Below are 15,277 nucleotides of genomic sequence, written 5' to 3'. Positions count from 1 at the left end.
TCACTGGTGGCCCATGTTTCCATGCGATGGGGAATCATCATGCTTTGGTGCCGAACTCCTGCGCGTGCAACGGGGGCGCTGCCATGTCCAACATCGTTCATTTCGAGATCTGCGTGGATGATCTGCCGTCCGCCGCCCGCTTCTATGCGAACGTTTTTCGCTGGACGGTCGAGCAGTCCCCGGCGGACGCCAACTACTGGCTGATCACCACCGGCAGCGAGACGGACCCGGGCATCGGGGGCGCGCTGACCGGGCGATTCGACGATCTGAATCCGACCATCAACACCATCGAGGTGGAGTCGGTGGACCTTTCGGCGCGCAAGATCGTAGAGGAAGGAGGAAAGATTCTCGCGCCGAAGATCAAGGTCGACGGCACCGGCCACGTCCAGTATTGCCAGGATCCCGAAGGAAACACGTTCGGTATCGTCGAATTCGACGACTCGGCCAATTCGGAAATGTCGTGAACAGCGCGCCGGGTGAACCCGATCGGATGCTCGTCTGCCGGAAACCGAATCCGGACGCCCGGATCCGCCTGTATTGCTTTCCGTTCGCCGGCGGGGGCCCGGCGACCTTCACCTCCTGGATGGACGAAATGCCCGCGGATGTCGACGAAAAGACGGAGATCTATACGGTCAGTCTGCCCGGACGCGAGTCGCGGAGCATTCCGTCCCGGTTCACCCGGATGCCGCCGATCGTGCGGGCGCTGGCCGAGGCGGTCGCCTCGTCGCCGGCGATGCCGTTCGTCTTCTTCGGACACAGCATGGGCGCCCTGATCAGCTACGAGCTCGCCTGCGAACTCCGGGCCCGGGGCCGGACCGGGCCGCTGCACCTGATCGTCTCGGCGCATCGCGCGCCACACCTGCCGGACCGGCATCCGATGGTGCACGATCTGCCGGACCGCGACATCCTGGCGAAGGTCCGCCGGATGGGCGGCACGCCCGAGCAGGTGCTGGCGAGCGCCGAGATCATGGAGCTGTTCCTGCCGGCCCTGCGCGCCGACTTCACCGTCTGCGAGACCTACGTCTACCGCGAACAGGAGCCGCTGGCCTGCCCGATCACCGCGTTCGGCGGAACCGACGACCCGGAGGTGAGCCGGGCCGATCTGGTCGCCTGGCGGAGCCGGACGAGCAAGGCGTTCGCGCTGCACATGTTCCCCGGCCGGCACTTCTTTCTGCAGAACTGCGCGAGCCTGGTGCGCAACGTGCTCGCCCAGGATCTGCGGCACGTCCTGCGGCGGCTGCCCGACTCCGGAGCGCGGTCGTGAAGTCCGAACGGGTCTACGCCTTCGTCGCCTCCTCCGGGCAGCGGGGGCTGTGGTTCGTGGACCAGATCTCGCCGGGCAGCCCGTTCTACAACATGCACCTGGGCACCCGGATCGCGGCGGCGGTCGACGTGCCCGCCCTGGAGCGCGCGCTCAACGAGATGGTGCGCCGCCACGAGTCGCTGCGGACCGCCTTCCGCGAGGTGGACGGCGAGCCCACCCAGCTGGTCCGGCCCGAGCTGCGGATTCCGCTGCCGGTCACCGACCTGACCGCGCTGCCGGCGGCCGAGCGCGAGGCGGAGGTCGCCCGGATCGCCGACGCCCAGGCGCAACGGCCGTTCACCCTGTCGCAGTGGCCGCTGCTGCGGGCCGCACTGGTCCGGCTGGGCCCGCGGGAGCACGTCCTGCTGCTGACGATGCACCACATCGTCTGCGACTACTGGTCGCTGCAGCTGTTCCAGGAGGAGCTGTCGGACCTCTATCAGGCGTATGCCGCGGGCCACCGGTCGCCGTTGCCGGAGGTCGCGCTGCAGTACGCCGACTACGCCGAGTGGGAGCGCGACTGGCTCGCCGGGCCCGGCCGCGACCACCTGGACTACTGGAAGAAGCAGCTGGCGGGGGTGCCGACGCTGCGGCTCCCGGAGGACCGGCCGCGACCGCAGGTGCCGACGTTCGCGGGCGCGGCGAACGACTTCGAGCTCTCCGCCGAGCTGCACGCCGCGGTGGTGGCGCTGGCCCGGGCGGAACAGGCCACCTCGTTCATGGTGATGCTGGCGGCGTTCCAGGTGCTGCTGCACCGCTACACCGGGCAGGACGACATCGCGGTGGGCACCCCGGTCGCGAACCGGAACCGCCCGGAGGTGCAGAACGTCCTCGGGCTGTTCGTGAACTCGCTGGTGCTGCGCACCGACCTGTCCGGCGAGCCGACGTTCCGCGAGGCGCTGGCCCGGGTCCGGCGGGTGGTGCTGGACGCGTTCGCGCACCAGGAGGTGCCGTTCGAGGTGGTGGTGAGCGAGCTGCGGCCGGAGCGGGCGCCCGGGCACAACCCGCTGTTCCGGGTGCATTTCCAGCTGCTGAGCGACGACGGGCCGGCGGACGACGGCCGGGTGCTGCTCGGTGAGCCGCTGGGCAGCGACGTGGACACCGCCAAGTTCGACCTGGCCCTGGACCTGTGGGAGTTCACCGGCGGCTGCGCCGGACACCTGGAGTACAGCACCGAGCTGTTCGACGAGGCGACCATGGCCCGGTTCGCCCGGCACTTCCGGCGGCTGCTGGCGGAGGTCACCGCCGACCCGGACCGGCCGTTGTCCCGGCTGCGGATCCTGAGCGGGGCGGAACGACGGCAGCTCGTCCGGGACTGGAACGACACGGGCGCCGAGCTTCCGCCGTACCCAAGTTGGATCGGTCTTTTCGACGACGCGGTGGAACGGACGCCGGACGCGGTCGCGCTCCGATCCGGGCCCGATCGGCTGACCTATCGGCAGCTGCGGGACCGGGTGGGCCGGCTGGTGGCCCGGTTGCGCGCGGCCGGCGCCGGGCCGGAGACGATCGTGGCGGTCTGCGCCGAGCGGTCCGCCGACCTGGTCGTCGGCGTCCTCGGCGTGCTCGGATCGGGTGCGGCGCTGCTCCCGCTGCAGCCCCGCGATCCGGTGGCGCGGCTGCGCCTGATCCTCGACGACGCCCGCCCGGGCGTGCTGCTGACCCAGCGCGATCTGGCCGCCGCGGTGCCGGCCGGCGCGCCGCGGGTCTTGTTCCTGGAGGAGACCCCGGACGAGCCGGCACCCGGTGACCTGGGCCGTCCCGACCCGGACACCGTCGCCTACGTCATCTACACCTCGGGCTCGACCGGCCGGCCCAAGGGTGTCCAGATCAGTCACCGGGCGCTGGCCAACCAGATGCTCTGGATGCAGTCGGTCGTCCCGCTCGACGCCGGCGACCGCGTCCTGCAGAAGTATCCGGTCAACTTCGACGCCGCCCTGTGCGAGATGGCGCATCCGCTGATGGCCGGCGCCTGCCTGATCGTCGCCGAGCCGGCCGACCACTTCGACGTCACGCTGTTCGCCCGAACCCTCGACGAGCAGCGGATCACGGTGCTCGACCTGGTGCCCTCGATGCTGGCGGCGCTGCTCGACGAGCCGCGGTTCCCGGCCGCGTCGCTGCGCCGGGTGATCTGCGGCGGCGAGGTGCTGACCCCGGAGCTGCGGCAGCGCTTCGTCGAGCGGTGCGACGCGGAGCTGCACAACATCTACGGCCCCACCGAGGCGACCATCGGGGCGACGTCGTGGCGGTGCGACACCGACGACGCCGGCCCGGTCGTGCCGATCGGCCGGCCGGCCGCGAACCTCCGGGCGTTCGTCCTCGACCCGGCGCTGAACCTGGTGCCGGCCGGCGTGCGCGGCGAGCTCTACCTGGCCGGCGACGGTCTGGCCCGCGGCTACCTGGGGCAGCCGGCGCTGACCGCCGACCGGTTCCTGCCCGATCCGTTCGCCGACCCGCCCGGCGGGCGGCTCTATCGCACCGGGGACAGCGCCCGCCACCTGCCCGGCGGGGTGCTCGACTACCTCGGGCGGGCCGACAACCAGGTCAAGATCCGTGGGTACCGGGTGGAGCTCGACGAGATCGAGGCGGCCGTCGCCCGGCACGAGCAGGTGCGCGCGTGCACGGTGGTGGCCGCCGAGGACGAGCACGGCCGGCGGCGGGTGGTGGCGCACGTCGTGCCCCGGCCCGATCCGCCCGAGCTCTGGCCCTCGGTCGGCGAGTACGACGTCTACGACGACCTGCTGTACTACGCGATGACCCACGACGAGCAGCGCAACCGCGCCTACCGGCGGGCCGTCGAGCGGGCCGTGCGCGGCAAGGTGGTGCTCGACCTCGGCACCGGGGCCGACGCCGTGCTGGCCCGGCTCTGCGCGGCGGCCGGCGCCGAGCGGGTCTATGCGGTCGAGGTGGGCGAGGACGCGTACGGCCGCGCCTGGAATGTGATCCGAGAGCTCGGGCTGGACCAGGTCATCCAGGTGATCCATGGCGACTCGTCGACCGTGGAGCTGCCCGAGCCGGTCGACGTGTGCGTGTCGGAGATCCTCGGCACGATCGGCTCGTCCGAGGGCGTGGTGCCGATCCTGAACGACGCCCGGCGCTTCCTGACCGGCGACGGCGTGCTGATCCCGCGCCGGTGCGTCACCCGGATCGCGCCGGTCACCCTCCCCGAGCCGCTCGCCGCCGCGCCCGCCTTCCCGCCGCTGCCGGCGATGTACGCGCAACGCGTGTTCGACACCTGGGGCGGCCGGTTCGACCTGCGGCTGTGCGTCAAGAACTTCCCGGCCGGCAACCTGCTCGCCGCGCCGGGCACCTTCGAGGACCTGGACTTCACCGGTCCCGTGCCGATCGAGGACGAGTCGCGGATCCGCGTCCGGATCGACCGGGCCGGGCGCTGGGACGGCTTCCTGCTCTGGCTGAACCTGCTGCCCTCCGACGACGATCCGCTGGACTCGCTGCACGACCGGCTCAGCTGGCTGCCGGTCTACCTGCCGGTGTTCCACCCGGGCGTGGACGTCGCGCCGGGCGAGGTGATCGAGGCCCGCTGCGTCCGGACGGCGAACGGCGCCCGGACGCCGGACTACACCGTGCGGGGCGCGCTGGTCCGCGCCGGCGGCGAGCGGCTCCCGTTCACCTGCGTCTCGGCGCACCACGGCGGCCCGGCCGGGCAGCACCCCTACTACGCCCGGCTGTTCGCCGCGGATCCGGCCGCCGACGCGGGCGCCGACGATCGCCGTGGCCTGGCCGCCCGGCTGCGCACGTTCCTGCGCGAGCAGCTGCCCGAGTACCTGATTCCCGGGTCGTTCGCCCTGCTGGACGAGCTGCCGAGGACGCCGAGCGGCAAGGTCGACCGGAGCGCGCTGGCCGCGCGGCGGGCCCCCACCGGCGTGTTCCGGCCGCCGGCCACCGAGATGGAGGAGCTGGTCACCGCGGCCTGGCGCGAGGTGCTCGGCGTGGACCGGGTCGGCGCCCGGGACAACTTCTTCGACCTGGGCGGCGACTCCCTGCTCATCACGAAGGTCCGCGGGCGGCTCCAGGCCCGGCTCGGCCGCGAGGTCACCGTCCTGGAGCTGTTCCGCTATCCGACGGTCGACACGCTGGCCCGGCACCTGAGCGGCGGTGACACCCGTCCGGCCGGCACCCCGTCGGTGCAGGACCTGGCCCGGCGGCAGCGCGAGGCGCTGCGGAACCTCCGGGCCCGGGTGAGCTGACATGGCCGCGGAGCTGAGCGGACCGGACGGCATCGCCGTGGTGGGGATGGCCGGCCGCTTCCCGCGCGCCGCCGACCTGGACGAGTACTGGCGCAACCTGCGCGACGGCGTCGACTGCATCGCCGACCTGCCGGCCTACGACGACGCGTACTACGTCAACGCCGGCGGCGTGCTGGACGGCATCGACCTGTTCGACGCCCCGTTCTTCGGCTTCAGCGCCCGCGACGCCGAGGCGACCGACCCGCAGCAGCGGATCTTCCTGGAGTGCGCGTGGCACGGCCTGGAGGACGCCGGGTACGACCCGGCCGAGCACCCCGGGCCGATCGGCGTGTTCGCCGGGGCCGCGTTCAACTCCTACCTGTCCGGGTTCTACGCGAACGCCGCCGAGCACGGCCTGGACGACCTGCAGATCGCCATCGGCAACGACAAGGACCACCTGACCACCCAGGTGTCGTACCGGCTGAACCTGCGCGGGCCGAGCGTCGCCGTGCAGACCGCGTGCTCGACGTCGCTGGTGGCGATCTGCATGGCGAGTCAGAGCCTGCTCAACTATCAGTGCGACCTGGCGCTGGCCGGCGGGGTGTCCGCGGACAGCGCGACCGTGCAGGGCTACTACTACCAGCCCGGCGGGATCATGTCGCCGGACGGCCGGTGCCGGGCCTTCGACGCCGACGCGCAGGGCACGGTGGCCGGCAACGGGGTGGGCGTCGTCGTGCTCAAGCGGCTGTCGGACGCGATCGCCGACGGCGACCACATCCGGGCCGTGATCCGGGGGTTCGCCCTGAACAACGACGGCTCGCGGAAGGTGGGCTACACCGCGCCGAGCATCGACGGCCAGGCCGACGTGATCGCGATGGCGATGGCCATGGCGAACGTCGCGCCGGAGACCGTCACGCTGGTCGAGGCGCACGGCACCGGTACGCCGCTGGGCGACCCGATCGAGGTGGCCGCCCTGCAACAGGTCTTCGGCGCGGGCACCGACCGCCGCGGCTTCTGCGCGATCGGCTCGGTGAAGAGCAGCATCGGCCACCTGGACACCGCCGCCGGCGTGGCCGGCCTGATCAAGGCGGTGCTGGCGCTGGAACACCGGCAGCTGCCGGCCACCCTGCACGTCGCCCACCCCAACCCGAAGATCGACTTCGCGAGCTCCGCGTTCCGGGTGAACACCGAGCTCACCGAGTGGACCGCCGGCACCGGACCGCGGCGGGCCGGGGTCAGCTCGTTCGGCATCGGCGGCACCAACGCGCACGTCGTCCTGGAGGAGGCGCCGCCGGCCGGGCCCAGCCGGTACGCCCGGGCGCAGTGCCCGCTGGTGCTCTCCGCCCGGACCGCCGCGGCGCTCGAGGCGGCGACCACGAACCTCGCCCAGTACCTGCGCCGGCATCCGGAGGCCGACCTCGCCGACGTGGCGTACACGCTGCAGACCGGGCGGCGCGCGTTCGCCCACCGGCGGGCGCTGATCTGGCCGCGGCACGACACCGGCGGCGCCGCCGAGGCGTTGTCCCGGCGGGACCCGGAGCGGCTGCTCACCGGCGTCGCGCCGGGCGGGCCCCGGCCGGTCGTCTTCCTCTTCCCCGGCCAGGGCACCCAACGCGTGGACATGGCCCTGGACGCCTACCGGACCGAGCCGGTCTTCGGCGCGGCGGTCGACCGGTGCTGCGAGTTGCTCCGCCCGTACCTGGGGCTGGACCTGCGCGAGCTGTTGTACCCGGAGGAGGAGCACCGGGCGGACGCGGCGATCGCGCTCGACCGGACCGTCCACACCCAGCCGGCGCTGTTCACCGTCGAGTACGCCCTCGCCCGGCAGTGGCTGCACTGGGGAATCCGCCCGGCCGCGATGATCGGGCACAGCATCGGCGAGTACGTCGCGGCGTGCCTGGCCGGCGTGCTCACCCTGGCGGACGCGATCACGCTGGTCGCCGCGCGTGGCCGGCTGATGGACGGCACCCCGCCCGGCGCCATGGTGGCGGTGCCGCTGCCGGAGGCCGTGGCCCGGCAGCACGCGGGCCCGGACCTGGCGCTCGCCGCGGTGAACGGGCCGGCCTCCTGTGTCCTGTCCGGGACCCCGCGGGCCGTCGAGCTGGCCACCGCGCGGCTCGCCGAGCAGGGCGTGCGCGCCCACCCGTTGCGCACCGCGCGGGCCTTCCACTCGCCGCTGATGGACGGCGTCGTGGGCGAGTTCGTCGACGTGGTGCGCACGGTCACGCTGTCCGCGCCGGCGATTCCGTACGTCTCCGGCGTCACCGGCACGTGGATCACCGACGAGGCGGCGACCGATCCGGAGTACTGGGGCCGGCAGCTGCGGCAGGCCGTGCGGTTCTCCGACGGCCTCGACGAGCTGTGCGAGGCCGGCGACCGGATCCTGCTCGAGGTCGGCCCGGGGCACACGCTGAGCGATCTGGCCCGGCGGCATCCGCAGCGCCACGCCGGCCAGCCGGTGCTGGCCTCCGACGCGGCCGGGCTGCCGGAGGCGCTGGCGCGACTGTGGCTGGGCGGCGCGACCCCGGACTGGCATGGCTTCGCGGCCGACGACCGGTGCCGGCGCGTCTCGCTGCCCGGCTACCCGTTCGAACGGTCGAGCTACTGGATCGAGCCGGCCGACGCCTGGTCCGAGCCGGGCGACCCGGCCGATCCCGGCGACTGGTTCTCCTACCCGGCCTGGCGACCGGCCGGTCCCGCGGAGGTCGCCGGCGACGCCGCGCCCGTGCGCTGGCTGGTCCTGACCGACGACACCGGGCCGGCGGGTCCGGGCGAGCGCCAGATCCACCGGCTGACCGATCAAGGGCATTCCGTGGTACGGGTGACGCCCGGCGACCGCTTCGCCACCACCCTCGACGGTTACGTCGTCCGCCCGGACGAGCTGGACGACTATCGGCGGCTGCTGCGCGCGGAGGGCACCGTCCCGGAGGCCGTGCTGCACCTGTGGGGCGTCACCCGGGCCGGGGACCGGGACGACTTCGAGCACCACCAGCGGCGCGGCTTCTACAGCCTCACCTACCTGGCCCGCGCCCTGGTCGAGGCCGATCCGGCGGCCCCGGTACGGATCACCGTCGTCACCGACCGGGTGCACGCGGTGCACGGCGACGAGCCGCTGTGCCCGGCGAAGGCGACGATCGCCGGCCCGGCCCTGGTGATCCCGCAGGAGCACCCGAACCTGTCGGTGCGCACCGTCGACATCGACGACGACCCGGCCAGCGCGGACGAGGTCCTGATCGACGACCCGGAGCCGGTCACCGCGGTGCGCCGGGGCCGCCGGTGGACCCGGGTCCACGAGCCGGTGCGCCTGGGCGAGCCGGCCGGCCCGGACTCCCGGATCCGGCCCGGCGGCGTCTACCTGATCACCGGCGGGCTGGGGCAGATCGGCCTGGTCCTGGCCGAGTCGATCGCCCGGACGCCGGGGACCCGGCTGGTGCTCACCGGGCGCTCAGACGGCGCGGGCGCCGGGCCGGCCCTGGACCGGCTGCGGGAGCTCGGCGCCGAGGTGCGCTACTTCCGGGCCGACGCCGCCGACCGGGAGCGGATGCGCCAGGTGGTCCGGCGGGCCGAGGAGGAGCTCGGCCCGATCCGCGGCGTGATCCACGGCGCCGGCGACACCGGGGCGTACACCCTGGCCGGCCAGACCGACCGGGACGCGGCCGGGGCGCAGTTCCGGCCCAAGGCGCTCGGCCTGCTGGTGCTCGACGAGCTGTTCCGGGACCGGCGGCTCGACTTCTGCCTGCTGCTGTCGTCGATCTCGACCGTGCTGGGCGGCCCGGGGCTGTTGCCGTACGCGGCGGCCAACTGCTTCCTCGACGCGATGGCGATCGCCCGGGCCCGGGAGGGCGGCACGCCGTGGATCTCCGTCGACTGGGACGCGTGGGAGTTCGGCGAGCCCGGCGACGGCTCGCGGATCACGCCGGCGGACGGCGCGGCGGCGTTCCACCGCATCCTGGACCGGGCGCCGCGGCACGTGGTCGTCTCGGTCACCGAGCTGGGTCCGCGTCTCGCGCGGTGGACCATGCCGGACGCCGAGGAGCCGGCCGCGGAGGTCCCGGCCGGGCGTCATGACCGGCCCGAGCTGGCGAATCCGTACGTCGCGCCCCGGTCCGACCTGGAGCGCGAGATCGCCGAGATCTGGCAGCAGCTGCTGGGCATCGCCCCGGTCGGCGTGTTCGACGACTTCTTCGACCTCGGCGGGCACTCGCTGCTCGCCATCCAGCTGATCTCCCGGCTGCGTGAGCAGCTGCGGGTCGAGCTGCCGATCCAGATGATCTTCGACGCGCCGACCGTGGCCCGGCTCGCCGAGGGCGTCGACGAGACCCGGGCGGCCGACCTGCTCCAGTACGTCGAGGGGCTCACCGACAGCCAGGTCCGGGAGCTGCTGGAGCGTGACGGCGATGACTGATGCCGGACGGCGGCTCGCCGCCCTGCCCGCCGACCGACGCCGGCTGCTGCGCCGGTTGCTCGCGGCCGCCTCGGTGAAGGCCGGCTACCGCCGCTACTACGACGAGGTCAACGAGCGGCTGAACGCGAACGGGTTCGGCGCGGTGTCGTACTTCCTGAACTACGGCTACACGCCGGGCGACGATCCCGGTCAGGCCCGGGTCGAGCTGCCCCGGCACTGTCTCAACAAGAACTCGATCCGGCTCGTGCTGGAACTGGTCGCCGACTGCCCGGTCGAGGGCCGGGCCGTGCTCGACGTCGGCTGCGGCCGCGGCGGGACCGCGCACACGCTGCACACCTACCTGCCGCCCGCGCGGATCGTCGGCGTCGACCTGTCCGCCGGGGCGGTCGCGTTCTGCCGCCGCGCGCACGGCTTCGCCGGCTTCCTGGAGGCGGACGCGGAGGCGCTGCCGTTCCGGCCGGCGTGCTTCGACGTCGTCACGAACGTGGAGTCCTCGCACAGCTATCCGGACCGGACCGCGTTCTTCCGGGAGGTCTTCCGGGTCCTGCGCCCCGGCGGGTGGTTCCTCTGGACCGACGTGCTGCCCGCCGCCGAGACCCGCCGGGCGCTGGCCGCGCTGGTCGCGACGGGTTTCGTGGTCCGGGCCGAACGCGACGTCACCCCGAACGTCCTGCTGTCCTGCCGGGAGACCGCCGCCCAGCACGCCATGGCGTTCGGGCCGCCCGACGATCCCGGTGAGCTCGGCGAGTTCCTGGCGCTGCCCGGCTCGGACGTCTACCGGGGCATGCGCGACGGCGGCTACCGGTACCTGATGCTCAGGCTCACCCGGCCGGAGGGCGAGGTCGCATGGCAACCGCGGTGAACCCGGATCCCCGGCAGCCCGGCCGGCGGATCGACCACCTGCCCGCGGACCGGCGGGCGGTCCTGGAGAAGCTGCTGGCCGCCCGGGCCGGGTCGCTGCCGGGCATCGGGCGCCGCACCACGTCCGGGCCGGCCCCGCTCTCCTTCGCCCAGCAGCGGCTCTGGTTCCTCGACCAGCTGATGCCCGGCAACCCGATCTACAACCTCACCGGCGCCTACCGGATCCGCGAGCCGATCGACCGGGTGGCCCTGCAGCGGGCGCTCGACGAGATGGTGCGCCGGCACGGGTCGCTGCGGACCACCTTCACCGCCGTGCACGGGGACCCGGTCCAGGTCGTCGCGCCGCACGGGACGCTCCCGCTGCGGCACGTGGACCTGGGCCGGGTGCCGGCCGGCGAGCGCGTGGCCACCGCCCGGCGGATGGCCGACGAGGAGAGCCAGCTCCCCTTCGACCTGGCCACCGGGCCGCTGATCCGGGCCACGCTGCTGCGGCTGTCCGGGACCGATCAGATCCTCGTGCTGACCATGCACCACATCGTGTCCGACGCCTGGTCGCTGGCGGTGTTCTGGGACGAGCTGACCACCCTGTGGACGGCCTTCGCCGAGGGCCGGCCCAGCCCGCTGCCCGAGCCGCCGCTGCAGTACGCCGACTTCGCGGTGTGGCAGCAGGAGCGGTTCGGCGGCGACGCGGCCGACGGCCGGCTCCGGTACTGGACGGACCTGCTCCGCGACGCCCCGACCCTGGAACTGCCCTCCGACCATCCGCGGCCCGCGGCGCAATCCGGGCGCGGCGGGGTCTGCCCGTTCACCGTCCGGTCGATCACCGCCGACCTGCACCGGATCGGCCGGCAGGAGCACACCACCGCGTTCATGACCCTGTTCGCGGTCTTCACCACGCTGCTGTTCCGCTACAGCGGCCAGCAGGACGTCGTCACCGGCACGTTCACCGCCGACCGGGGACGCGCCGAGACCGAGGGCATCATCGGCTTCTTCGTCAACACGCTGGTGCTGCGCAGCGACTTCACCGGCTCGCCGACGTTCCGCGAGGTGCTCCGGCAGACCCGGAAGACCACCCTTGACGCGTACGCCCATCAGGAGGTCCCGTTCGCGCGGGTGGTCCAGGCGCTCGCGCCCGAGCGCGACCCGAGCCGCAACCCGCTCGTGCAGGCCGCCTTCCAGCTGCTGACCGGGGCCGGCGCGGAGGCCGCGGCGGACGACGACGGACGGGTCGACCTGCCGCACCACACGGCGATCCTGGACCTGACCATCAGCACCTGGCCGGACGGCGACGACCTGTCCGGGGAGATCGAGTACAGCACCGACCTGTTCGAGGCGGACACCATCGCCCGGATGGCCGGGCACTTCGCGACGCTGCTGCGCGCGGCCTGCGCCGACCCGGACGCCCCGGTGGCCGCCCTCCCCCTGCTCACCGAGGCGGAACGCGGGCAGCTCCTGGACCGGTGGAACACCACCCGGGCGGTGGCGCGCGCCGACGACACGATCGTCTCCCTGCTGGCGGCGCAGGCCCGCCGGACGCCCGGCGCGGTCGCGGTCGTCCACGGCGAGGAGCAGCTGACCTACGCGCAGCTGCACGAGCGGGCGGATCGCCTGGCCCGTCGTCTGCGGGCCGCTGGGGTGGGGCCGGAACGGCTGGTCGGGGTCTGTGTCGAGCGGTCGCCGGCGATGGTGGTGGCCCTGCTCAGCGTACTGAAGGCCGGGGGTGCCTATGTCCCGCTCGACCCGTCCTATCCACGGGAGCGGCTCGCGCTGATGCTGGACGACTCGGACGCCGTCGTGCTGACCGAGGCGGGCCTGCGCGACAAGCTGCCGGACCGGCCGGTCATCCTGCTCGAAGCCGACGACGATGCCGACAGCGACGGCGACGTGGCGCCGGCCGGGATCCGGCCCGGCGACCTGGCGTACGTCATCTACACCTCCGGCTCCACCGGCCGGCCCAAGGGCGTCGCCATCGAGCACCGCAGCGCCGCGGCCTTCCTCCGCTGGGCGCTGGACGCCTTCGACCCGGCCAGCCTGGCCGGGGTGCTCGCGGCCACCTCGATCTGCTTCGACCTGTCGGTCTTCGAGCTGTTCGCGCCGCTGAGCGCGGGCGGCACGGTGATCCTGGCGGACACCGTGCTGCATCTGCCGCACCTGCCGGCGCGTGACCGGGTCACCCTGGTCAACAGCGTCCCGTCCGCGGTCGGCGAGCTGCTGCACTCCGGTGGCCTGCCGGACGGCGTCCGGGTGATCAACCTGGCCGGTGAGGTGCTGACCGAGTCGCTGGCGGACACCCTGAGCCGGCGGCCGACGCTGGACCGGCTGCACAACCTGTACGGGCCGACCGAGGCCACCACGTACGCCACCTACGCCCGGATCGCCCCCGGCGCCGGCCGGCCGGGCATCGGGCGGCCGGTCGCCGGCACCCGGGTGTACATCCTGGACGGCGAGCTGGAACCGGTCCCGATCGGGGTCACCGGCGAGCTGTTCCTCGGCGGTGCCGGCGTCGCCCGCGGCTATCTGGGCCGGCCCGGGCTGACCGCGGAGAGCTTCCGGCCGGATCCGTTCGCGGGCCGGCCCGGCGAGCGGATGTACCGCACCGGGGACCTGGCCCGCTTCCGGCCCGACGGCACGGTGGACTTCGTCGGACGCGACGACCAGCAGGTCAAGGTGCGCGGCTTCCGGATCGAGCTGGGCGAGATCGAGGCGGTGCTGGGCGGGCACCCCGCGGTGTCCGGCGCCGCCGTGGTGGCCCGCCCGGGAGCGGACGGCGACACCCGCCTGGTCGCCTACGTGGTGCGCGGCGCCACGCCGGCCGACCGGCCGGCCGGGCCCGCCGCCGACGTGGCCCGCTGGCGCGAGATCTGGGACGAGACGTATCGCCGGCAGCCCGCGGACGGCGGCTGGAACAGCAGCTACACCGGGGCGTCGCTGCCCGCGGAGGACCTGCGCGACTGGCTCGACAGCGTGGCGGCCCGCATCGCGGCGCTCGGCCCGCGCCGGATCCTGGAGATCGGCTGCGGCACCGGCGCGCTGCTGTCGCGTCTGGCCGCCGGGTGCGACCGGGTCTGCGGGACCGACTTCTCCGCCGTGGCGGTGCGGCACCTGCGCGAGCGGGTCCGGGCCGACCGGCTCGGGCACGTCACGGTGCTGCACCGCGCCGCGGACGACTTCGACGGCTTCGCCACCGGCGAGTTCGACGCGGTCGTGCTCAACTCGGTGGCGCAGTACTTCCCCGGCGTCGAGTCGCTGCTCGCGGTCGTCGAGGGCGCGCTGCGGGTGGTCCGGCCGGGCGGGCACGTGGTGTTCGGCGCGGTGCGCAGCCTGCCGCTGCTGGAGGCGTTCCACACCTCGGTGGAGCTGTCCCGGGCGCCGGCCGCGCTGCCCGTGCCGCAGCTGCTGGAACGCGTGCGCCGGCGGGTCGCCGACGAGGACCAGCTACTGATCGACCCGGACTTCTTCGAGGCGTTGCCGGAGCGTTTCCCGGCGATCGGCGGGGTGCGGATCGAGCCCGAGGGCGGGCGTTACCGCAACGAGCTGACCCGGTTCCGCTACCGGGCCGTGCTGCGGGTCGGGCCCGCGCCGGCCGGCCCGGACGTACCGGTGTGGCTGGGCTGGAAGCGCGACCGGCTGACCCTGCCCGCGCTGCGCGCCCGGCTGGCCGGCGGCACCCCGGCCCCGCTGGGCGTGACCGGCATCCCGAACGCCCGGCTGACCCGCGAGCTCGCGGCCCGTGACCTGCTGGCCGGCGCCGGCCGGCCGGACACCGCCGGCGAGCTGCGCCGCGCCGTGGACGCGCGGCCCGACGGGGACGTCGACCCGGAGTCGGTCCGGTCCGTGGTGGACGGCCTGCCGTACGCGATCGACCTGCGCTGGGCCGGCGCCGGCGACCGCTTCGACGCGCTGTTCCACCCGCTCGGCACCGGCGCGGCGCCGGCGTTCCCGCGCCGGCCGGGCCGGCGCCGCCCGTGGCCGGCGTACACCAACGACCCGGCGCAGGCCGTCCGGGCCCGCGAACTGGTCCCCGAGCTGCGCCGCTACCTGCAGGCCCGGCTGCCCGGCTACATGATCCCGGCGGTCATCGTGGTGCTGGACGCCCTGCCGATGACCCGCAACGGCAAGGTCGACCGCGGCGCGCTGCCGGTGCCGGAGGCGGCCGGGCCCCGCAACCAGGAGTCGTCGGCGCCGCCCCGGACCGCCACCGAGGAGAGGATCGCCGAGATCTGGCGCCAGCACCTCGGGCTCGACCAGGTCGGCGCACACGACAACTTCTTCAAGCTGGGCGGGCACTCCCTGCTGGCGATCCGGGTGGTCGCGCGGATGCGTGAGACGTTCCGGCTGGAGCTGCCGCTGCCCGTCATCTTCGAGACGCCGACGATCGCGGGCCTGGCCCAGGTGGTCGACGACGCCCGGGACCGCGGTGAGCACGACGCGACGCCCGGCATCGTGGCGGTCTCCCGCGAGGCGCACGCCGCCGTCCTGACCATCGACGGCGGGCTCGACCGAGGTCAACGGTGAGGAGCCGGC

Annotated in this window: 6 protein-coding genes; all 6 read left to right on the top strand. The window is 74.1% G+C overall.

What is annotated here, in order from left to right; all coding sequences use genetic code 11:
* Nucleotides 1-83: 83 nt before the first annotated feature.
* From L3i22_RS23615 to L3i22_RS23590, 6 genes are read left to right on the top strand one after another with little or no spacing between them, the layout of a single operon-like run.
* Nucleotides 84-464 carry a VOC family protein gene (locus L3i22_RS23615; RefSeq protein ID WP_221329124.1) on the top strand — a complete coding sequence of 127 codons (381 nt, stop codon included), beginning with the start codon at nucleotides 84-86 and terminating at the stop codon, nucleotides 462-464.
* A 26-nt stretch (nucleotides 465-490) separates the two neighbouring features.
* Nucleotides 491-1,264: a thioesterase II family protein gene (locus tag L3i22_RS23610; RefSeq protein WP_255658709.1), complete on the top strand. Its 774-nt coding sequence runs from the start codon at nucleotides 491-493 to the stop codon at nucleotides 1,262-1,264.
* Nucleotides 1,261-5,508 carry a non-ribosomal peptide synthetase gene (locus L3i22_RS23605; RefSeq protein WP_221329122.1) on the top strand — a complete coding sequence of 1,416 codons (4,248 nt, stop codon included), beginning with the start codon at nucleotides 1,261-1,263 and terminating at the stop codon, nucleotides 5,506-5,508. The genes L3i22_RS23610 and L3i22_RS23605 overlap by 4 nt, the downstream gene beginning before the upstream one ends.
* A 1-nt stretch (nucleotide 5,509) precedes the next feature.
* Nucleotides 5,510-9,892, top strand: coding sequence for a type I polyketide synthase (locus L3i22_RS23600; RefSeq protein ID WP_221329121.1), 4,383 nt, complete (start codon nucleotides 5,510-5,512; stop codon nucleotides 9,890-9,892).
* Nucleotides 9,885-10,754, top strand: a complete 870-nt coding sequence (locus L3i22_RS23595; RefSeq protein WP_221329120.1) for a class I SAM-dependent methyltransferase — start codon at nucleotides 9,885-9,887, stop codon at nucleotides 10,752-10,754. Before L3i22_RS23600 ends, L3i22_RS23595 begins: the two co-directional genes overlap by 8 nt.
* On the top strand, nucleotides 10,739-15,268 hold the full coding sequence (locus L3i22_RS23590) for a non-ribosomal peptide synthetase (RefSeq protein ID WP_221329119.1): 4,530 nt from the start codon (nucleotides 10,739-10,741) through the stop codon (nucleotides 15,266-15,268). Before L3i22_RS23595 ends, L3i22_RS23590 begins: the two co-directional genes overlap by 16 nt.
* Nucleotides 15,269-15,277 lie beyond the last annotated feature (9 nt).

The sequence above is a fragment of the Actinoplanes sp. L3-i22 genome, assembly GCF_019704555.1.
In the GTDB taxonomy this organism is placed as follows: Bacteria; Actinomycetota; Actinomycetes; order Mycobacteriales; family Micromonosporaceae; genus Actinoplanes.
Note: the sequence above shows the minus strand (reverse complement) of the source record. Positions and strands in the feature narration are given on the sequence as shown.